The 18,670-nt window shown below is 51.2% G+C and carries 19 protein-coding genes and 1 pseudogene; 12 read left to right on the forward strand and 8 right to left on the reverse strand.

Translation table 11 applies throughout. The features are described 5' to 3' along the window. Positions 1 to 221, forward strand: a pseudogene (locus tag G9409_RS11655) (hypothetical protein); the annotation flags it as partial. 457 nt (positions 222 to 678) lie between these two features. Then, complete coding sequence (locus tag G9409_RS11660; RefSeq protein ID WP_166808927.1) at positions 679 to 1,290, forward strand: hypothetical protein; 612 nt, start codon at positions 679 to 681, stop codon at positions 1,288 to 1,290. Positions 1,291 to 1,369: 79 nt separating this feature from the next. On the opposite strand, the gene G9409_RS11665 is transcribed toward G9409_RS11660, so the two are convergent. From G9409_RS11665 to G9409_RS11700, 8 genes are all read right to left on the reverse strand, one after another. After that, a complete protein-coding gene (locus G9409_RS11665; RefSeq protein ID WP_166808928.1) occupies positions 1,370 to 2,605 on the reverse strand; it encodes an ABC transporter permease in 1,236 nt (411 codons plus the stop codon). Between the two features lie 77 nt (positions 2,606 to 2,682). Beyond that, positions 2,683 to 3,948 (reverse strand): ABC transporter permease, encoded by a 1,266-nt coding sequence (locus G9409_RS11670; RefSeq protein ID WP_166808929.1) that lies wholly within the window; start codon positions 3,946 to 3,948, stop codon positions 2,683 to 2,685. Then, positions 3,945 to 4,634: an ABC transporter ATP-binding protein gene (locus G9409_RS11675; RefSeq protein ID WP_208019731.1), complete on the reverse strand. Its 690-nt coding sequence runs from the start codon at positions 4,632 to 4,634 to the stop codon at positions 3,945 to 3,947. Before G9409_RS11675 ends, G9409_RS11670 begins: the two co-directional genes overlap by 4 nt. 8 nt (positions 4,635 to 4,642) lie before the next feature. Next, on the reverse strand, positions 4,643 to 5,896 hold the full coding sequence (locus tag G9409_RS11680) for an efflux RND transporter periplasmic adaptor subunit (protein WP_166808930.1): 1,254 nt from the start codon (positions 5,894 to 5,896) through the stop codon (positions 4,643 to 4,645). Between the two features lie 27 nt (positions 5,897 to 5,923). Then, positions 5,924 to 7,246 carry a TolC family protein gene (locus tag G9409_RS11685; protein ID WP_235923347.1) on the reverse strand — a complete coding sequence of 441 codons (1,323 nt, stop codon included), beginning with the start codon at positions 7,244 to 7,246 and terminating at the stop codon, positions 5,924 to 5,926. A 190-nt stretch (positions 7,247 to 7,436) separates the two neighbouring features. Next, positions 7,437 to 8,057, reverse strand: a complete 621-nt coding sequence (locus G9409_RS11690) for a hypothetical protein (RefSeq protein WP_235923349.1) — start codon at positions 8,055 to 8,057, stop codon at positions 7,437 to 7,439. Further along, complete coding sequence (locus G9409_RS11695) at positions 8,054 to 9,163, reverse strand: D-alanine--D-alanine ligase family protein (RefSeq protein WP_166808932.1); 1,110 nt, start codon at positions 9,161 to 9,163, stop codon at positions 8,054 to 8,056. Before G9409_RS11695 ends, G9409_RS11690 begins: the two co-directional genes overlap by 4 nt. A 16-nt stretch (positions 9,164 to 9,179) precedes the next feature. Further along, entirely contained in the window at positions 9,180 to 9,593 is a 414-nt protein-coding gene (locus G9409_RS11700; RefSeq protein ID WP_166808933.1) for a CoA-binding protein, read from the reverse strand. 258 nt (positions 9,594 to 9,851) lie between these two features. Between G9409_RS11700 and G9409_RS11705 the strand changes: the two genes are divergently transcribed. From G9409_RS11705 to G9409_RS12075, 10 genes are all read left to right on the forward strand, one after another. Continuing rightward, the gene (locus tag G9409_RS11705; protein ID WP_166808934.1) at positions 9,852 to 10,466 is read left to right on the forward strand and encodes a DUF4136 domain-containing protein; all 615 of its coding nucleotides are present in this window, start codon (positions 9,852 to 9,854) and stop codon (positions 10,464 to 10,466) included. Positions 10,467 to 10,620: 154 nt separating this feature from the next. Further along, entirely contained in the window at positions 10,621 to 11,451 is an 831-nt protein-coding gene (locus G9409_RS11710) for a lipoate--protein ligase family protein (protein WP_166808935.1), read from the forward strand. Continuing rightward, entirely contained in the window at positions 11,448 to 12,281 is an 834-nt protein-coding gene (panB, locus tag G9409_RS11715; RefSeq protein ID WP_166808936.1) for a 3-methyl-2-oxobutanoate hydroxymethyltransferase, read from the forward strand. Before G9409_RS11710 ends, panB begins: the two co-directional genes overlap by 4 nt. A gap of 129 nt (positions 12,282 to 12,410) precedes the next feature. Further along, positions 12,411 to 13,211 carry a CDP-diacylglycerol--serine O-phosphatidyltransferase gene (gene pssA / locus G9409_RS11720; RefSeq protein ID WP_166808937.1) on the forward strand — a complete coding sequence of 267 codons (801 nt, stop codon included), beginning with the start codon at positions 12,411 to 12,413 and terminating at the stop codon, positions 13,209 to 13,211. Positions 13,212 to 13,239: 28 nt separating this feature from the next. Continuing rightward, complete coding sequence (gene purS, locus G9409_RS11725; RefSeq protein WP_076790264.1) at positions 13,240 to 13,494, forward strand: phosphoribosylformylglycinamidine synthase subunit PurS; 255 nt, start codon at positions 13,240 to 13,242, stop codon at positions 13,492 to 13,494. Positions 13,495 to 13,509: 15 nt separating this feature from the next. Beyond that, on the forward strand, positions 13,510 to 14,214 hold the full coding sequence (gene purQ, locus G9409_RS11730) for a phosphoribosylformylglycinamidine synthase subunit PurQ (protein WP_166808938.1): 705 nt from the start codon (positions 13,510 to 13,512) through the stop codon (positions 14,212 to 14,214). Positions 14,215 to 14,256: 42 nt separating this feature from the next. Further along, positions 14,257 to 15,513, forward strand: coding sequence for an MFS transporter (locus tag G9409_RS11735; protein ID WP_166808939.1), 1,257 nt, complete (start codon positions 14,257 to 14,259; stop codon positions 15,511 to 15,513). Positions 15,514 to 15,531: 18 nt separating this feature from the next. Further along, complete coding sequence (locus tag G9409_RS11740; protein ID WP_166808940.1) at positions 15,532 to 16,824, forward strand: YihY family inner membrane protein; 1,293 nt, start codon at positions 15,532 to 15,534, stop codon at positions 16,822 to 16,824. Beyond that, on the forward strand, positions 16,821 to 18,029 hold the full coding sequence (dnaX, locus tag G9409_RS11745) for a DNA polymerase III subunit gamma/tau (protein ID WP_235923350.1): 1,209 nt from the start codon (positions 16,821 to 16,823) through the stop codon (positions 18,027 to 18,029). The genes G9409_RS11740 and dnaX overlap by 4 nt, the downstream gene beginning before the upstream one ends. Before the next feature lie 140 nt (positions 18,030 to 18,169). Then, a complete protein-coding gene (locus G9409_RS12075; protein ID WP_235923351.1) occupies positions 18,170 to 18,592 on the forward strand; it encodes a DNA polymerase III subunit gamma/tau in 423 nt (140 codons plus the stop codon). Positions 18,593 to 18,670: the final 78 nt, after the last annotated feature.

Below are 18,670 nucleotides of genomic sequence, written 5' to 3' on the forward strand. Positions count from 1 at the left end.
GAGCCGGTTCGAGCTCAAAGATCGGTGTCAGCGGATACGGACTGGCCTCAACCAATGGAGTGAGCGGAGCGGTTTCAGGAAGCACCATTACCACCCAGTTGCGCGGTGTTACCGGCCAGACCCAGACAGTCGGGGATGTCAAGATGACCCTCAACTTCTCGAACACGACAGAGTCCGGTGCCCATGCAGGATCGTTCACGATTACCGCACAGACCATATAGGATAGAGGAATACATACGCACCGGTTCTATAATAAGAGTCGGAGCAGTAAAAAGGGAAGGTTCATGAGCAGGAGCCTTCCCTTTTTGATGTTTATGAAAGCCGGTAGCTCTTTCCTCTGCAGGTGAGGTCCCCGCAAAGGGATTCAACCGCAATAAGCGGCCCGGTAGTCTCACAAAATGTCTCAAAAAACGATACTGATAGATTTATGTGAGACAGATTGTCTCCTTCAGTAACCTCTCCAGTATTTAATTTAATCCAGAACGCTCTGTCCGGTGAGAATGAATCATCGGGGAAGAATCGCGATAAGAAAATGATAAATATAGAGATAACGTTATTTCGAGAGAGGCGGAATGGTCGCATTGTTGTTGGCAGGTGTTTTTCTGGCACGGTAGTTGATGCATTACATACAGAATCAGAAACACGAAATTATCAACTACGACCAAACAGGATACGATCATGAAAAACAGCAAATCTCTTCGCACCCTTGCTCTCGGAGCAGCACTTCTCGGTCTCTCGGTTATGCCGTCATCCGTTATGGCAGCACCGGTCTCCCAGTCAGGAACGACCACCACGACCGTGACGATGCCTGAGTACCTTGTTCTGCACTACTACAGTGCCGTTGCCCTGAACTTCTCGGCAACCTCGTCAAGCGCATCGCAGACCGGTTCACCGTTATCGGCAACCTGGACAACCCTTGGTGATACCTCACAGACACTGGCAGCATCGGCAACAGAGGTCGGCCCATCATCGGCCAACATCACGCTGAAGAATGCCTGGGCGATTGCCGGTCTGTCAAGCAGCGGAACCGCAACGGTATCGATTACCGGAACTGATTTCTCGGCAACGAGGGTCGGCTCAACCTCCAAGATCGGTGTAACCGGATACGGACTTGCTTCAACCAATGGTGTAAGCGGCGCGGTTACAGGCGCAACGGTTACAACACTGCTTCGCGGTGTTACCGGCCAGACCCAGACCGTTGGAGATGTCAAGATGACACTCAACTTCTCGAACACGACAGAGTCCGGTGCCCATGCAGGATCGTTCACGATTACCGCACAGACTATCTGATAGTCACCACATCAAACCCGGCATTGCTTGTTCAGAATGCCAAAACAGGCAAAGCTCCAGCGATGGAGCTTTGCTTGTTTTATTTCGGGCGCAGGGCTTCAACCGGATTCAGGTTTGCAGCTTTCCAGGCGGGGAAGAGTCCGAATGCCATGCCGATGGCGGAGCAGACGACCATGGAGACGGTTATCCAGAGGATGGGGAAAATGGGTGGCAGATTGAATTTAAATGCTAAAATATTTCCGGCTGAGACACCGACAAGCACGCCGATCAACCCACCGGCGATGGAGAGAAAGAGTGCCTCAAAGAGGAACTGGCGGAGAATGGTGGTTCGGGGAGCTCCGATAGATTTTCTGATTCCGATCTCCCGGGTTCTCTCGGTGACGCTGACCAGCATGATGTTCATGATGCCCACTCCGGCGGTCAGCAGTGCCATAAAGCTGATAATGAATGCTCCGGTACTGATAGCAAGCTTGATATCGCGGAAGGAGTCGATGAGCGATTCGTTGGTTCTGATTTCAAAGTCGTTGATATCCTTTATGGTGAGCCCCCGGGCGAGCCGCATGGCACCGATTGCCCGGTCGATGGTCTGCTGATACTCTTTGCGTGAGAGCGCTTCAACCGTTATGCTGAGGCTGCTGTTTTCGTTGATGTGCTGAAGGAAGCGGGTTATGGGGATAAGCACAAAGTTATCCTGACTCTGGCCGAACGCTGCCCCTTTTTTTACGAATACACCGGCAACGGTGTAGACTTCGCCGTTTACCTTGATGAATTTGTTCAGCGGGTTTTCGCCTGAAGGGAAGAGGGTCTCGGCAAGTTCGCTGCCGATGACGGCACTGTTTCTTGCCGTGCGGATATCATTTTCCGACAGGTTTCTGCCGGCTGCGATTGCGAAGCCGTTGGATGCAGCAAAGTTTTCATCACCGCCGGTCATGGCGACATCGGGGTTGGTGGTGCGGTTGGCATATTTTGCCAGATTGGCAGGTCTGACAATGATGAAGCCGATATTGCGGACTTTGCCGGCCATATATTTCCGGAAGAGGAGCGCCTGCTTGTAGGTGATCTCTTTGCGGTTGGCATAGAAGTTCCGGCTGTGTCCGCTGCCGAATACCATGGCAGGGTCTTTCTGTATCTGGAAGGTGTTGGCTCCGAGGCTGGTGAGTCCTGATTCAACGCTTTTGTCAATGGCATCCAGTGCGGTCATGACAGCGATGATGGAGAAGACGCCTACGGCCACCCCCATGATGGTCAGCCATGAGCGGAGCTTGTTGACGGTCAGGGAGGTGATCGCCTGGATGACAGTTTCACGCATTAACATCAGGGTACCCCGGAAAATTTATTATCCCGATCTTGCGCTGGGCCCGCTCACGACCATGTGCCGCGGTGTCCGGTTTATTATTCATAACGCAGTGAGTCTGCCGGGTCGAGCTTTGAGGCTGTTACAGCCGGAGCGAGGCCCGAAACAATGCCGGTCAGTACCGAAACGGCAAGACTTGCCATGACAAGGTTGAGTGAGAACTCAACGGGAAAGTCAGGCATGATTTTTTCAATGGCAAACGTTAAGGAGAGGGAGGTGACAAGCCCGACAAATCCTCCAATGAGGCAGATCATCACCGATTCAATAAGAAACTGCAAAAGGATGGTCTGCCGTCTTGCTCCGAGCGCCTTGCGCAGTCCTATCTCCCTGGTGCGCTCCTTGACGCTGACGAAGGTGATGTTCATGATGCCGATGGCGCCGACAAAGAGCGACATGCCGGTGATGAAGATACCGGCAACAGCAATGCCGTTTTTAATAGGATCAAGCTGACTTTTGAAGGCCTTCTGCTCGTTGATCGAGAAGTCCTCCTCTTTTCCTGCCGGAATTCTCCGGATACGGCGCATAAGCCCGAGCAGCTCCTCCTTTGCCGGTTCAACACGGCTCTGCTCCATTATTTTGACCCTGATGGTCGTGAACATATTTTTGCCGTAGATCCGCTCAAAGGCGCCAAGCGGCATGATGATCTGGTTGTCAAAACTGAAGAGACCGAGAAACTTCCCCTGTTTTCTGAATGTTCCGATAATACGGCACTTGCGGCTCTTGAGCTGGATCGATTTACCGAGTGCGGGCTCATTGGGAAAGAGCCCGGTTGCGATATCATCTCCGACAACACAGACCATTTCACTTCCGGCGGACTCTGCTGGAGTAAAGAACCTTCCTGCCGAAAGCGCTCCGGATGCGGTCTGCAGGTAGTCATGGGTGGTGCCGAGGGAGAAGACCTGCTCAAGGTTCCGGTCACGGTATTTAGCGGTTGCGATATAGGTTGACATCTGCGGCACAGCAATGGCGAGTTCGGAGCGCGGATCATCGGCGATGATCCTGTTGAGCTGGGCGGCATACTCTGTTTTCAGGTCCGGACGGTTGCGGTAGAGCCACCACTGTCCCATGGTGCTCCATGAGGATTTCTGCACATAGATGACATCGTAGCCGAGCATGGCCAGACTTTTTTCAAAACCGCGATCAATACCGTTGATTGCTGTTCCCATCATGGTTATGGCGACAATACCGATGATGACGCCGAGCGCGGTAAGAAAGGATCGGGTTTTATTTGCCCTGATCTGAAAGAGGGCCATTTTCAGACTCTCTGCGGTTTCGTACCGGAATTGGAGATAGTTCAGGCTCATTGCCGATTGTCGCTCTCTATTTTACCATCCCTCAGCCGGATTATCCGGCGGGTGTATCGGGCGATATCCTCCTCATGCGTAATGAGGATAATGGTGTTGCCTGCCTCGGAGAGTTCGCCGAAGATCTTCATGATCTCATGGCTGGTTGCGGTATCGAGGTTTCCTGTGGGCTCATCGGCCAGAATAATTGATGGCTTGTTGATGAGTGCCCTCGCGATGGCGACCCGCTGAATCTGTCCGCCGGAGAGCTCTGCGGGTTTGTGCGTTATCCTCTCGCCGAGACCTACCCTCTGGAGCGCTTCTCTTGCCCGGGATTCACGCTCTTCAGGAGCGACACCGGCATAGATCAGCGGCAGCTCGACATTGCGCAGGCAGTTGAGGCGGGGAAGGAGGTTGAAGGTCTGGAAGACAAAGCCTATTTCGCGGTTCCTGATACGGGCGAGCTCATCATCATCCATCTCGGCAACCTGCTGACCGTTGAGCTCATAGACGCCGGAGGTCGGTGTGTCAAGGCATCCGATGATATTCATGAGCGTTGATTTTCCGCTGCCGGATGGTCCCATGATTGCCGCGTAGTCATTCAGACTGAAGTCGAGGTTGATCGAGTCAAGCGCCTTTACAACCTGGTCGCCCATTTCGTAGAATTTGCAGAGCGACTGCATGGAGATGATTGATGGTGTCGGCATTCCTGGCACTATTGCTGCTGCTTTTTGACAAGGCGGCCATCCGAGAGCTCTGTGGTAATGGCGGTGTAGCTGCCGGAAACCACCTCCTCTCCTTTTTTAAGCCCCCCGGTGACGATGATATGGGTGTTGTCCGTTGTACCGGTTTTGACCGGGCGGAACCAGGCTTTGCCGCCATTGATAACAAAGACACCCTGCCGGCTCTCCGGAGCCCTGGTTTTAGAGATTATGGTGATGTCGCTTTTTTCAGGTTTTACATTTTGTGCAGGGGCACCGCTGCTTCTCATCGTTACGCTCTGGATGGGAACAACGAGTGCATCTTTTACCCGCTGAGCCTCAATATCCGCAGTAGCACTCATACCGGGTTTCAGGAGCCGGTCATGATTGAAGATCCGGATTTTTACCGAGAAATTGGTGACCTCTTCCTGGGTTCCGGCGGCTTTCGAGATGGCTGAATTGGATATTTCATGCACAATGCCCCTGAAGATACGATCTCCGTAGGCATCAACCGTAATTGATACGGGATTACCCGCTTTGACATTCACAATATCGTTTTCATTGACTTCGACCTTGACCTGCATGCTGTCGAGGTTTGCCAGTCGCAGTACCTCTGTTCCGGGAAACTGACCCGTTCCGACCACCCGCTCTCCGGGCTTGCTGTTCAGGGCTATAATGGATCCGCTGATCGGAGCCCGGACAATACTCTTTTTAAGCCGGTCCTGGTTCTGGTCCAGAAGACTTTTGTTCTGTGCTATGGTATAGAGTGATGACTGGTAGGTGGCCCGTGCGGCCTGTGCATTGGTTTTTGATGCAATGAAGTCGGATTCGGAGATCAGTCGTTCCCTGTAGAGCAGTGATGCCTTGCGGAAATCATCCTCAGCCTTGAGTTTCCGTGACTGTGCTTCAAGGTTCTGTGAGCGGGCCGCATTAAGTTGTGCAAGGCTCTGTTCCACCTGATTGATGTAGATGTCGGGCTGAATTTTGAAGAGCAGATCACCCTGTTTCACACTTTGACCATCCTTGACGGGCAGTTCAATAATTTCACCCGAGACGTCGGGCGACATGGCAACAACAAGCTCAGGTTCTATTTTTCCGGTTGCCGTAACAAGATGGACCACCTCTTTGATAAAGGCCTTTTCGGTTGTTACCACTACCGGCTTTTCCCTGAGCCGGATCACGGCAAAGAGCACACCGCCGGCAATTAACAGTGCGGCACACCCTAACAGTATGTTTCTTTTGCTTAAAAGGGATTTCTGTTTACTCATTGTTATGCTCTGCTGAATTCATGTTGGTTATTGCAGTGGTATGCCTGATCGGTAATCAAGCACACTTTTCTGCAGTGCAAGGTTGTAGGTGGCCTGGGAGAGGTTGGAGCGGGCACTGAAACGTGTTGCTCTTGCCGAGCTGAGTTCAATAAAGCCTGCCGCACCGAGTTCATGCTTTCTTTTTACCCCTTCATAAGCTGACTCGGCAGCGGCCATACTCACCTTTGCGGCTTCAATCTGAACGAACGCCGATTTGTATTCAGTTGCGGCCTGCTGGAGATCAATGATGATATTGTATTTAAGATCTTCAGTGTCGAGCTCACGGTTCAGATAGTTGATTCTGGATGACTGAACGTTGTAGCTGGTCTGAAATCCGTCGAAGATCGCCCAGGAAAGGTTGAGCCCTATGTTGTAGCCGATTGTCTGTCGAAGCTGATCGGAAACAGCCGGAAATGTTGATTCAGAGATTCTGCCGCCGATGTTCTGGCTGAGAGAGGCGGTTCCGGAGCTGCCTGTGGTGATATTTAAATCGAGCTTGGGATACCAGGCGGCTCTGGCGCTGGTGATCTGCCATTTTGCTGCTGATGTCTCAAGCCGGCTGCCTTTCAGGTCCATGCGCTCTTCAAGGGCAAGGTTGATAAGCTTGTTGATATCGGGTTTGCTCTCGGGCGGTTTTTTCAGTTCTTCGGGAAGCGGTTCAAGGATAAAAACGGTTTCAGGATCGATCTGCAGTCTGCGCAGCAGCTCAAGCCTGCTGTGCTGGAGGCGGGTTTGGGCTTTGATGACCGAAAGGTTGCTCTGTGCGGCCTCAGCCTGCTGCTGGTATCGATCGATCATGGATTTCAGCCCAATTTGAAACTGCCTTTCGGTAAGGGTCAACTGGTCCAGAGTTGAAAGATGATTCTCCTTTGCGATTTCAAGCAGCTCACGGTCAAGCAGGACCTGGTAGTATGCCTGGGTTACATCAAAAGCAACAGTCTGGATGGCACGCGACAGGGAGTACTCGGAAGCGCGCTTCCTCTGCAGTGCGGCCTGCAGTCCGGCATAGTCCCTGAAGCCGTTGAAGAGGTTGAGAGAGGTCGAGAGCGTCATGCTGACGGTTTCACTCTCTGTCCTGATTTTCGATATAGGCTCTCCGGGGAAAATTTGCGAATAGGACTGGTTGAGTGTATAGGGGGTGTAGCTGGCTGAAAGGGAGAGTTTCGGCAGAAAACTGCCGTAACTTCTCAACACATCGGCGCTCTGGAGCTTTACGTTATTTGATGCTTTAAGGGTTGATGTCGCATTTTTCAATGCTATCTCAATGCAGTTGGAGAGAGACAACTTTTTTGCAACGACTTCAGCTGCCATTGCGGTTACGGGGAGAGCTGATACAAGCGCTGCAAAAGAGAGATATAACAGGAGTCTGGAAATCAAGTGACTTGGCGATGACCCGATTGTGTGTCTAAAGCAAGGAATCTTCATAATGTGTAAATGGTAGAGTTCTATACCCGCAAGGCCGCGTTAATAGTTCCATGCAGACGGGTTTGGTCGAGTATCTTCAGAGTCGTTCAAGCAGCGAATCGATCTCCTGCTGATAGTGCTCAGCGTTCTGCGGCTTCAGCAGGATGAGCATGGTATAGATCCTGATCGCTTTTTTGTAGGCTCCCTGGGCAGTGAAAAGGGTTGCAAGTGTCTCTGTCGGAACGGCAATGGCCATATCGTCTGAAAATGGTTGTTTCTGCTCCAGAAGCGGAGTCGGGTCGGCGTTCTCGGTGGTTTTTACCGGCTCGAACCCCATGAGGGCAGCGGTGAGTTTTTCAAGCTCATCGGTGACGGGGTCAAACATCGTTTCAGGAGTGCCTGGATCCTGTGCAGCAATGATAGCCTGAAGCTCCAGAAGCTCCTGCCATGCCACCTGATTTGCCGGCGCAATGGTGCAGCATTTTCTGAGATACTCTCCTGCAAGCGCGTAATTTTCGATGCCTCTCTGTGCTTTGGCATAGAGCAGGCAGAAGAGATAGGAGTCCGGAAAGTGATCGATATACGGCTGGAGCTTCTCAATACCCGATTCGCATCTTCCCCGTGAAATGTCAAGTGAGACCTCTGCAAAAAAAAGGTGCGGATCGCTCTTCATGGCATGCTCATTTGCCGGAGCGCTGTCGTAATCGGAAAAGGTCATGAGCGTTGTTCACAGCCTGAGTTGCAGGGGGTGCTCGCGTTCATTGCCAGTTCCAGCAGCCGCGTGGCAAGTTCGGGGAACGGGATTCCGCTGGCCTCCATCAACTTCGGGTACATACTGATATCGGTGAAGCCCGGAATGGTATTGACCTCGTTGAGTATGATGCTTCTGCTCTCTTCATCAACAAAAAAATCGATTCGCGACATGCCCCGGCATCCGAGAGCCTTGTATGCCCTGAGAGCAAGCGCTCTGACTTTTTCCTGGAGCACGGAGGGAATGCGGGCCGGAATGAAGGTTTTTGCGCTGTTGTGAATATACTTGTCCTCATAGTCATAGAAGTCGCTGCCGGGCTCGATCTCTCCGCATACCGATACCTCCGGTTGCGCATTGCCGAGAACAGCCACTTCAATCTCCCGGCCTTTTATGGCCTTTTCGACCAGTATTTTTGTGTCGAGCGTGCATGCGGTTTTCAGGGCAAGAGGGAGCTCCGCCGGATTATGCACTTTTGAAATACCGACAGAGGAGCCGAGGTTTGCCGGTTTGATGAAGAGGGGGTACTCAAACTCTCTGTCGATACGGGTATGAAAGGAATCCGGATCGGCAAGGTAATCACTGCTTAAGAGCGTTATTCCGGGCGCGACAGCTATGCCGGCATCGGCTACACACAGTTTGGTAAGGGCTTTGTCCATCGTCACAGCCGAAGCCAGAACCCCGCATCCGGTATAAGGAATGGCGCAGGTGTCGAGGAATCCCTGGATCCGTCCGTCCTCTCCATAGGAACCATGGAGCACCAGAAAAGCTACATCGATTCCGGTGGCAGTGAAGTTGCGGTCGAAAGGGTGCTGTCCGGACTCCTTTGTCATGCGACGGAGGGTTTTGCCTGCGGCGTCAAGTGAAGAGCTTCTCAGCAGCGTTGCAAGGTCAAAGTTCAGAATATCACGGGCAATGCCATCCAGCAGCCACTCTCCGTCATGCGTGATATAGATCGGGATAACCCGGTAGCGGTCAGCATTGATGTTTGCAGCAATTGATTTTGCTGATATAATCGAGATTTCGTGTTCAGCAGATCTTCCACCAAAAATGATTGCGACGGTTACAGGTGCCATGAGGAGCTATAAGGGTTTAGTGATAACGTGATTGATGTTCGACAGCGATACAGCGGTTTTCAATAACAAGCAGGCCTGCTTCGCGTGCTTTCCCGGCGGCCTCCATGTTACTGATACCTGACTGCATCCAGATAACCTTTGCTCCGATTGAGATCGCTTCATCAACTATTGGCGGAACATCCTCCGCTTTACGGAAAATATTGACAATCTCAATTTTACCCCGGATCTCCGGCGGCATCAGCAAGAGAGAGGGGTAGCAGCGCAACCCAAGAACCTCTTTGCTATTGGGATTGACAGGATAGATGGTATATCCCTGCTCCATCATATACCGAGCAACCTGGTAACTCGGTCGATCGGGTTTCGCAGATATTCCCGCAACAGCAATGTGGCGAAACGAGGTGAGGATGTGCTCTATAACCGTTCTCTGCATGGATCAGACGGAGACATTGGATATTGTGTAACAATGATTACTGAAACAAAATACCTGTCTGGCTTGATACAAACAATCCACAGTTCAAAAATAATAGGAAAATAAGGAGGGCTTCGGTTTATGTCGCTGTTTGAGGGCGGTGACGGAGAGATTACGGCAAAAGGAAACGAACTGAAAAATTGATTCGTTACCTTTGAGTGAACGGGTTGATAAAACAGCATTGCTTTTACAGGGAATTCTCATCGGAGGGCTGTTGTCATGTTTTTATTCCGCATTACGGTGTTTGCCAAATGGAGCTCGCTCTGCTGTCTGCTTCTGCTCAGCGGCTGCAGCAGTGTTTATGTCTCCTCGGACTTTGATCCATCCATAGACCGGTCACGATATGTTACCTATAACTGGTCCTCCGGGGAGGAGGGCAAAACGGACAAGGCTTCTTTGGAGATCTCTCCCTTTGTTTACAATCGTACCCGCCGCTCGGTAGATCGCGAACTGGCAGCCAGGGGGTATCTGCTTCAAAAAAAGGGTCAGGTTGATTTTCTGGTCAAAATTCAGCTGCAGAAAGCCGTCGTGAGCTCGATGTATCTTGAGCCTTATTATACCCCGCGTTACTCTTTCAGGGCTTATCGTAACGGTAGTCGCTATTTTGCCGAGCCGTTCTGGCAACCCTATGGCTCAGCCGCCTGGGTTCGTTACCATGAAGAGGGATATCTTGTGATTGATATTATTGACGCGCTCTCCGGTGCTCCTGCCTGGCGGGGTTCATCCTGGGGTGTAATCAGGGATCGTCAGGATGCAGAGATCATGCAGCAGGACATCGACCGGATGGTGGCACCTATTCTTGAAAAGTTTTCTCCCCTGAAAAAAAAGAGGTGAATGCCCGTTGAGCTCTGGTGGTGCAAGCAACGCGGTTTGCCCGCAAGGAAATAGTTGCGGCCGTGCTCTCTTTTTTGTTGCCATATCCTTTTCAACTATCTTGAGCAGTTGAATGTGGCGATTGCGATGAATACCGTGAACTGTTTTACAGCTTGTGAATCCTCTTTTTTCAAAGGTTTATTGTGTTGACACCGGTTTTCATACCGGCGAAGAGAATATGGCGTTCGACCGGATGATGATGGCGGCATTTCTTGATGGACGGTTTCAGGCGCGTTTCGGATACGGGAGTTGTCTCTGGCGTTTCTATGCATGGAGACCATTTGCCATTACACTGGGCTACAATCAGCGAGAGTCGGATATTGATATGAGAGCCGCTGCGGCGGCTGGTATTGATGTTGTCCGGAGGCCGACCGGCGGCAGAGCGGTTTTTCATGCTGAAGAGTTTACCTACAGTTTCATTACTGATTCACTGGCAGAGAACAGCACCCACTACCGGATGGTCCATGAGGTGATCAAGCTTGCTCTTGAAGCGCTCGGCATCCGGGCGGAGTTCTGCCGTTCCACCCTTTCAGGGCCAGAGCAGGTGCCCGGCAGCGGTTCGGTCAGCTGTTTTACGGCTTCTGCCCGCTATGAACTGCAGGTAGCGGGTCGTAAACTTGTCGGGTCGGCTCAGCGCAGAACAGGGGATATTCTGCTCCAGCATGGCTCTCTTCCTCTTTCCGTCATGCACAGGGAGCTTTGGCGTTATATTGCCTATCCGGATGGGGATGCTCGCGAGCGTGTCAGCAACGAGATGGAGCAAAAAAGCACCACGCTTGAAGAGATTCTCGGTTACATTCCGGCATATCAGCGCATTGCGGAATTGATGCTGCAATCGGCAGGAGTAGAGCACTGTCTGGAGCCGGTAGTGCTTCAGCCCGACGAATTATCGGATTTTCTTGAAGGTTATGATTATACACAATCCATTAAGCAGCAAGCATCATGAACAGAAGGGTTCAGCATAAAGCAGCTCATGTAACGACCAGAAGACTGCTTGATATGAAGCAGGGGAAAGAGAAAATATCAGTTCTGACAGCCTATGACTATACCATGGCCAGAATTCTTGATCGTGCCGGAGTTGATGTTATACTTGTGGGGGATTCGGCCAGCAATGTTTTTGCCGGGCACAGTACGACCCTGCCGATTACCATCGAGGAGATGATCTATCATGCCAAAGCGGTGGTCAAGGGGGTTCAGGATGAGAGCAACCGGGCAATGGTGGTGGTGGATATGCCGTTTATGAGCTACCAGATTTCAGGAGATGAGGCCCTGCGCAATGCCGGAAAGATTATGAAGGAGCATGAGTGTGATGCGCTGAAGCTTGAGGGAGGCATGATCATTGCCGATACGGTGAAAAGAATCACTGATGTCGGTATTCCTGTCATGGGTCATCTCGGGCTCATGCCGCAGTCGATCTACAAATACGGAAGCTACAAGGTGAGGGCAGAGGAGGAGAGGGAGGCTGACCAGCTCCTTGAAGATGCGCGTGCTCTTGAGGAGTCGGGTGCTTTTGCGGTTGTGCTTGAAAAAATCCCATCGGCGTTGGCTGCTGAAGTTACCCGCTCACTGACCATTCCGACTATCGGTATCGGTGCCGGTGTTGAGTGTGATGGCCAGGTGCTTGTCATCAATGATATTCTGGGTCTCAACAGGGAGTTTCATCCCCGATTCGTCCGGCAGTATGCCGACTTGAATACGGTGATTGAAGATGCGGTCAAGTCCTATGTTCATGATGTCAGAGAGCGAGCTTTTCCTTCAGCGGATGAAAGCTATTGAACGGGAGTGCCCGGCAACTCTTTTCTGTTTAAAAGCTTGATGAAAGATTGTACTTTTGATATCAACACCCATTAAAAGGCGTTTTGCCGGTTTTGGGTAATTTTTCCCGGATGCTGGATATTTCTCTTTATGGCTGATGCTGGCAAGAAAAAGCTGCTAAAACGTTATCCTCCTTTTCTGAAAAACAGTTCAAAGGACCGGTTACAACTGTTTCCGTTTGTTTCGCGTTCGTTTGTTCCATCGGTTTTTACCGTCATGAACATGGTCAGCGGCTATATCTCGATTGTCATGTCGGGTGAGGGGAGTTTTGTCGCCGCCTGCTGGTTTATCATTCTGGCCGCTTTTTTTGATACGATCGACGGTCTGGTTGCAAGAGTTACCAAAGGGACTTCCGATTTCGGCTTTGAGCTTGACTCGCTTTCAGATCTTGTCTCTTTCGGTGCGGCTCCGGCCTATCTGGTCTACAAGTTCGGTCTTGAGGGATTGCCGGGCATGACAGGGATTTTTATCAGCTCCCTGCTTATGATCGGCAGCGGACTTCGACTTGCCCGCTTCAATATCAGCATGATTGATTACAAGAAGGAGTCCTTTTCCGGTCTTCCGACTCCGGCCCAGGCTTTGACCATAACCGGATTTGTGCTCTGGATGAGTGGTGATCCGCTCTTTCCCTTCCATATGATGCAGAGTGTTCTGGCATGGCTCTCCACCGCTCTTGCCCTGCTCATGGTCAGCAAGGTCAACTATGATGCACTGCCCAAGCCGACGGTGGAATCCTTCCGCCGTAAACCCGTACAGATGTCGCTCTACATTGTGGCAATGTTTTGTGTTCTTGTCTTTCACTCGAAAGCTTTTTTTCTTGCCATGTTGTTGTATATTCTGCTCGGTATTGTACGGTCAATCACACTGCTGTATCGTCAGTGGCAGACTTGATTTTTTTTCATCAACCATCCGCGTGATAATGCCCTATACTGCAAAAATAAAGGTGACCCTTCGCCAGTCCATACTTGATGTTCAGGGCAAGGCTGTCGAGCATGCTTTGAAAAATCTCGGGTACCAGAGTGTTGAGTCGGCAAGGATCGGCAAATATATCGAGGTAACTATCAATGAAGAGGATCCGGTTCAGGCTGAACGCATCGGCAACGAGATCTGTCAGAAACTCTTATCGAATCCGGTAATGGAGAATTACTCTCTGGAGCTGGAAAAAGTAAATTAATTACCACTCTCAACCATGGCTGATGTAACTGTAGGGGTCGTTGTATTTCCGGGTTCAAACTGTGATCATGATACCGAGCATGCTGTTGCCTCCTTTGACGGTGTGCGGCCGCTCATGCTCTGGCATAATGAACATGATCTGCAGGGGGTGAAGGCGATTATTCTGCCCGGCGGCTTTTCCTATGGCGACTATCTCCGTGCCGGATCAATTGCCCGTTTCTCTCCTATCATGCAGGAGGTTATAGAGTTTGCACGCAAGGGGTTCCCTGTGCTCGGCATCTGCAACGGATTTCAGGTGCTGCTTGAGAGCAAGCTTCTCGAAGGTGCGCTGTCGCGCAACCGCGACAAGAAGTTTCTCTGTACACAGACCACCATCAAAGCGGTGAACTGCTCGACAATTTTCACTTCGCTCTACAGCGTTGGTCAGGTTCTGAGAATTCCTATTGCGCATGGAGAGGGAAACTATTTTGCACCGGCCGAAGTCATTGAAAGCCTTGAGGAGCATGAGCAGATTGTGTTCAGATACAGCGATGCCGAAGGTAATGTGAGTGACGGGAGCAATCCGAACGGTTCGGTGAAAAATATTGCCGGTATCATCAACCGTCAGGGCAATGTGCTCGGTCTGATGCCGCATCCCGAGAGAGCCAGTGAGAAGCTGCTCGGCTCGGATGACGGACGCTCGCTCCTTGAATCACTCTTTCGCCATATTGCCGGAGTCTGAAGGGTTCACTCCATTCACTCACAAGTTAAACCGGAACCTGTCGTGACGCAGAAATACAAGGTGTTCTCCTGGCTGCTTTTTGATTTTGCCAATACCTCTTTCAGCGTGATGATGGTGACCTTTGCTTTTCCCCTCTACTTCAAGAATGTTATCTGCGCAGGGGAGCCTTCCGGCGATGCGCTCTGGGGCTTCAGCGTCAGCCTCTCGATGCTGCTTGTCGCGCTCATTTCCCCTGTGCTCGGTGCTGCGGCTGACTATTCAGGAAAACGAAAACGCTTTCTTTTCGTTTTCACCCTCACCTCGGTTGTTGCAACAGCCCTTCTTTTTTTTTCTGGACCAGGTACGGCACTCAGTGCTGCCGCACTCTTTATTCTTGCCAACATGGGATTTGAGGGCGGTCTGGTTTTTTATGACGCCTACCTCAAGGAGCTTGCCTCCGACAAGAGCCTCGGCAGGGTATCCGGCTATGGTTTTGCGATGGGCTATCTTGGTGCCCTCTCCATCCTGCTGCTTATGAAACCGCTTCTCAGCGGGGGTATTGTGCTCTCCAATGCATCGAATATCCGGCAGAGCTTTCTCTGGGTGGCACTTTTTTTTGCCCTGTTTGCCACACCGCTCTTTCTTACGCTCCGCGACGGGAAGAGGGAGGTGCACTCCCCGCTCTCTCTTGCGGCGATCGGTCGTTCCGTCAAAGAGGTGCAGTATACAGTTCGCCACATCATGAACTATCCCGATCTTGCCCGCTTCCTGCTGGCCTATTTTTTCTACAATGACGCTATTTTAACCGTCATCGCATTTTCGTCGATCTATGCCCAGAATACCTTCGGTTTTACAACCGGCGAGCTGATTGTCTTCTTTATGCTCGTCCAGACAACGGCGATTGCCGGTTCGGTTGTTTTCGGTTTTGTTACCGACAGGATCGGACCGAAACGTACCATTGTTATCACCCTTTTTATCTGGTTTGCGGTTGTATTGCTGGCTATTCTCTCCGACAGCAAGGAGCTCTTTTTTTATACCGGAATGCTTGCCGGTCTCTCAATGGGCTCCTCCCAGGCGGCTTCCCGCTCCATGATGGCCCGGCTTACACCGGCGGAACATGTTACCGAGTTTTTCGGTTTTTATGATGGCACCTTCGGCAAGGCTTCGGCCATAGCCGGTCCGCTTGTCTTTGGTCTTGTCTCTGCACAGGCAGGGAGTCAGCGGGTGGCTCTTGGTTCACTGCTGCTCTTTTTTTTAACAGGCCTCCTGCTTATGACAAGGGTGGGATCAGCCGGAAGCAGGCAGGCTCTTGAAGCGTGATGGGGTTCACAGAGTCAAATGTTGATCAAGATGAAAACAGGAGAGGAGAGATTGAAACTGCAGGATGGTGGCCATTCCGGAAGTGTCGGCTATCTGCGGGCGTTTGTTCCGTTTTTCTGGAAAAATTTCATTCATGACCGGATCTTTCTCGGTGCCGGTTCTCTGGCTTTTCAGACGCTGCTTTCCATTGTGCCTTTTCTGGCCGTCGTGCTCTCCATATTGAGCGTATTTGCCGTTTTTACTCCCTTCAAACACAATATCGAGGAGTTTCTGGTCCAGAATTTCATGCCCGGAGCAGGGGGTATTCTCAATCACTACCTGAACGATTTTATCGGCAAGACTGCGACGGTTCCTCTTCTGGGCGGATTGTTTCTTTTTATCATTGCGCTCTCCCTTATTTCAACAATCGATCATACGCTCAATGAGATCTGGGAGGTGCACTCTCCGCGAAAGATGCTCCAGGGGTTTACCCTCTACTGGACGGTACTGACGCTTGGTCCTGTGCTTATCGGCAGCAGCCTTGCGGCCGGTTCCTACGTCTGGTATACGGTATTCACCGAAGGACCGATGCTTGAGGTGAAAACCAGACTGCTCTCCTTTCTGCCCTTCATCAACTCGGTCGTTGCATTTTTTCTTCTCTATATGCTTGTGCCGAACTGCCGGGTCAGGTTTCTGCATGCCATCTCCGGCGCATTTGCTGCGGCCGTACTTTTTGAGCTGTCGAAAAAATGGTTCAGCTTCTATATCGCAAATGTTGCAACCTTCGAGCATATCTACGGGGCGTTATCGGTTATACCGATGCTCTTTTTCTGGATCTATCTCGGCTGGGTTGTCGTGCTTACCGGTGCAGAGTTTGTTTTCTGTCTCGGCGCCCTGAAACCTGCCGGAAGTGCGTCGGAACCCTTTAATCCCCTGCGGGGTATTCCGGAAATTCTCTCGGTTCTCGCTCTTGTCTATGCCGCACAGAAGAAGGGAAGCCATATGAACATGAAGAAGATTCTTAAAAACCTGCATCCGGCACTACCCTCACTCCTGAAAGAGATTGTTGATATGCTTCTGCAGCATGGCGTTATCCATGTCACAGCCGGAGGTGATCTGGCCATCAGTCGCGATCTGCATACCCTTAAATTATATGATCTCTATGAAATAATTCCTCCCGGGTTTGGTGCCATGGAAAACGGCTTGATGAATTTCGACGGTAATAGCTTACATTTAGTAACGATAAAGAGAGCTGTATCGGAGAGCCTGAGAAGCAGCATGGATATTCCGCTTGTCACCTTGTTAGAGGATAATAATCAACCGCAGTCATGAGTTACCAGGTTATAGCCCGTAAGTACAGACCGAGCAAGTTTGCAGATATTACGGCGCAGGAACATATTACCCGCACCATCCAGAACTCGCTTCGTATGGGACGGCTCGGCCATGGTTATATCTTTTCGGGTTTGCGCGGTGTCGGCAAAACCACTGCCGCAAGAGTTTTTGCCAAGGCGGTCAACTGCCAGAGAATGATGGAGGATCCGGTCTATCTTCAGGAGGTGACCGAGCCCTGCGGAGAGTGCGAAAGCTGTCGTGATTTTGATTCGGGTACAAGCCTCAATATTTCGGAGTTTGATGCTGCTTCCAACAACAGTGTTGACGATATCCGCGCTCTGAGGGAGAATGTCCGCTACGGCCCCCAGAAAGGGAAGTACAGGGTCTATATCATCGATGAGGTGCATATGCTCTCCATTGCGGCATTCAATGCATTTCTGAAGACGCTTGAAGAGCCCCCGCCTCACGCCATCTTCATCTTTGCCACAACAGAGCTGCACAAGATTCCGGCAACCATTGCCTCCCGCTGTCAGCGCTTTAATTTCAAAAGGATACCGCTGCCCGATATCCAGAAGCAGCTGCAATCGATATGCGATGCTGAAAAGATAACGGTTGAAGGCGATGCGCTTCAGCTCATCGGGCGCAAGGCTCAGGGGTCGATGCGGGATGCGCAGAGCATTCTTGACCAGGTTATTGCCTTTACTGCCGAAAATGATCATGAGGGGAGTATCAGTTACCAGAGTGTGGCAGAGCTTCTGAACTATATTGACGACGAGCACATGTTTGGTGTGACCGATGCGGTTCTGCAACGCAACCATGCCGCTATGCTTGAGGTTGCGCAGTTTGTTATCCGCAACGGTTACGATGAACAGGATTTTCTTGAAAAGCTGATTGAGCATCTGCGCAACATTCTCGTTGTGCTCAATTTGTCCTCCACCCGCCTTGTTGAGCGTCCTGATGCCGTTCGAGAACGCTATCAGCGGGATGCAACCAAATTCTCACCTTTTTCGCTCATGCAGATGGTTGAGTTTCTCCTGCAGACCCAGAAAGAGCTGAAGTTTCAGTTTGAATACCAGTTCCGTTTTGAGCTGGCCCTGCTCAAGCTTATTGATATTGATCAGATAGTGCCGGGTGCAGGTGTTGCGAGTGTGCAGCCGCCGCAACTTGTGCAGCTTCAAAAAAAAAAGCCTCTGACAAGCCTCTGACTCCCGTTCCGCCAACCGCTCCACCGGCTTCAACCCCTTCAGTTGCATCAAAACGACAGGGCGCGGCTGATCTTGATCTCGGCTCATGGCAGAAAAAACTTTCAGGATTTGCCACTGTTCCTGATCTGCGGGAGCGCCGGATGCACAAGGAGCTCCAGAGCTCGGCAGAGGGGCAGTCCGGAGCACCTGAACAGGTTGCAAGTCTTGATGCGTTGAGGGTTGAGTGGCGTCAGTTTCTTGACCATCTGGCCCGGAAAACGCATAACTTCATGGCAACCCATCTCCAGTCATGTGAGCTTGCCTCCTGCACTCCCGGAGGAGTGCTTGAGATGGTATGCTGCCGGAAGTTCTCCTATGAAGAGCTGCTCCAGGACCGTGAGCTTCTGCAGCGCGAACTGTCGGAGTTTTATGCGATGCCTCTCCAGCTCCGTCTTCGCTATGACTCCGAGAAAGATGCCTGTACCAGGGAGAAATCGGTCTTTACCCTCTTCCAGGAGCTTTCACAGACCAATGAGGTTCTCCGCTTTCTCATCAGGGAGTTCGGAGGTGAACTGGTTTACTGAGAGAGGTCAAGAGGTTTTATAAATCATGAAAAATTTCCCATATTCACTCTTTTAATTTTTTCAATGCCAAAGGACGAT

The organism is Candidatus Chlorobium masyuteum (assembly GCF_011601315.1).
Classification (GTDB): domain Bacteria; phylum Bacteroidota; class Chlorobiia; order Chlorobiales; family Chlorobiaceae; genus Chlorobium; species Chlorobium masyuteum.

Excerpts from the sequence above, each read along its gene's own strand:
- purQ (WP_166808938.1), top strand. The coding sequence starts at position 13,510 with ATGGCTGATGTAACTGTAGGGGTCGTTGTATTTCCGGGTTCAAACTGT.
- purS (WP_076790264.1), top strand. The coding sequence starts at position 13,240 with ATGCCCTATACTGCAAAAATAAAGGTGACCCTTCGCCAGTCCATACTT.
- G9409_RS11665 (WP_166808928.1), bottom strand. The coding sequence starts at position 2,605 with ATGTTAATGCGTGAAACTGTCATCCAGGCGATCACCTCCCTGACCGTC.
- G9409_RS11690 (WP_235923349.1), bottom strand. The coding sequence starts at position 8,057 with ATGACCTTTTCCGATTACGACAGCGCTCCGGCAAATGAGCATGCCATG.
- G9409_RS11675 (WP_208019731.1), bottom strand. The coding sequence starts at position 4,634 with ATGCCGACACCATCAATCATCTCCATGCAGTCGCTCTGCAAATTCTAC.
- G9409_RS11685 (WP_235923347.1), bottom strand. The coding sequence starts at position 7,246 with ATGGCAGCTGAAGTCGTTGCAAAAAAGTTGTCTCTCTCCAACTGCATT.
- pssA (WP_166808937.1), top strand. The coding sequence starts at position 12,411 with ATGGCTGATGCTGGCAAGAAAAAGCTGCTAAAACGTTATCCTCCTTTT.
- G9409_RS11660 (WP_166808927.1), top strand. The coding sequence starts at position 679 with ATGAAAAACAGCAAATCTCTTCGCACCCTTGCTCTCGGAGCAGCACTT.
- G9409_RS11695 (WP_166808932.1), bottom strand. The coding sequence starts at position 9,163 with ATGGCACCTGTAACCGTCGCAATCATTTTTGGTGGAAGATCTGCTGAA.
- G9409_RS11700 (WP_166808933.1), bottom strand. The coding sequence starts at position 9,593 with ATGCAGAGAACGGTTATAGAGCACATCCTCACCTCGTTTCGCCACATT.
- G9409_RS11680 (WP_166808930.1), bottom strand. The coding sequence starts at position 5,896 with ATGAGTAAACAGAAATCCCTTTTAAGCAAAAGAAACATACTGTTAGGG.
- panB (WP_166808936.1), top strand. The coding sequence starts at position 11,448 with ATGAACAGAAGGGTTCAGCATAAAGCAGCTCATGTAACGACCAGAAGA.
- G9409_RS11740 (WP_166808940.1), top strand. The coding sequence starts at position 15,532 with ATGTTGATCAAGATGAAAACAGGAGAGGAGAGATTGAAACTGCAGGAT.
- G9409_RS12075 (WP_235923351.1), top strand. The coding sequence starts at position 18,170 with ATGCACAAGGAGCTCCAGAGCTCGGCAGAGGGGCAGTCCGGAGCACCT.
- G9409_RS11670 (WP_166808929.1), bottom strand. The coding sequence starts at position 3,948 with ATGAGCCTGAACTATCTCCAATTCCGGTACGAAACCGCAGAGAGTCTG.
- dnaX (WP_235923350.1), top strand. The coding sequence starts at position 16,821 with ATGAGTTACCAGGTTATAGCCCGTAAGTACAGACCGAGCAAGTTTGCA.
- G9409_RS11705 (WP_166808934.1), top strand. The coding sequence starts at position 9,852 with ATGTTTTTATTCCGCATTACGGTGTTTGCCAAATGGAGCTCGCTCTGC.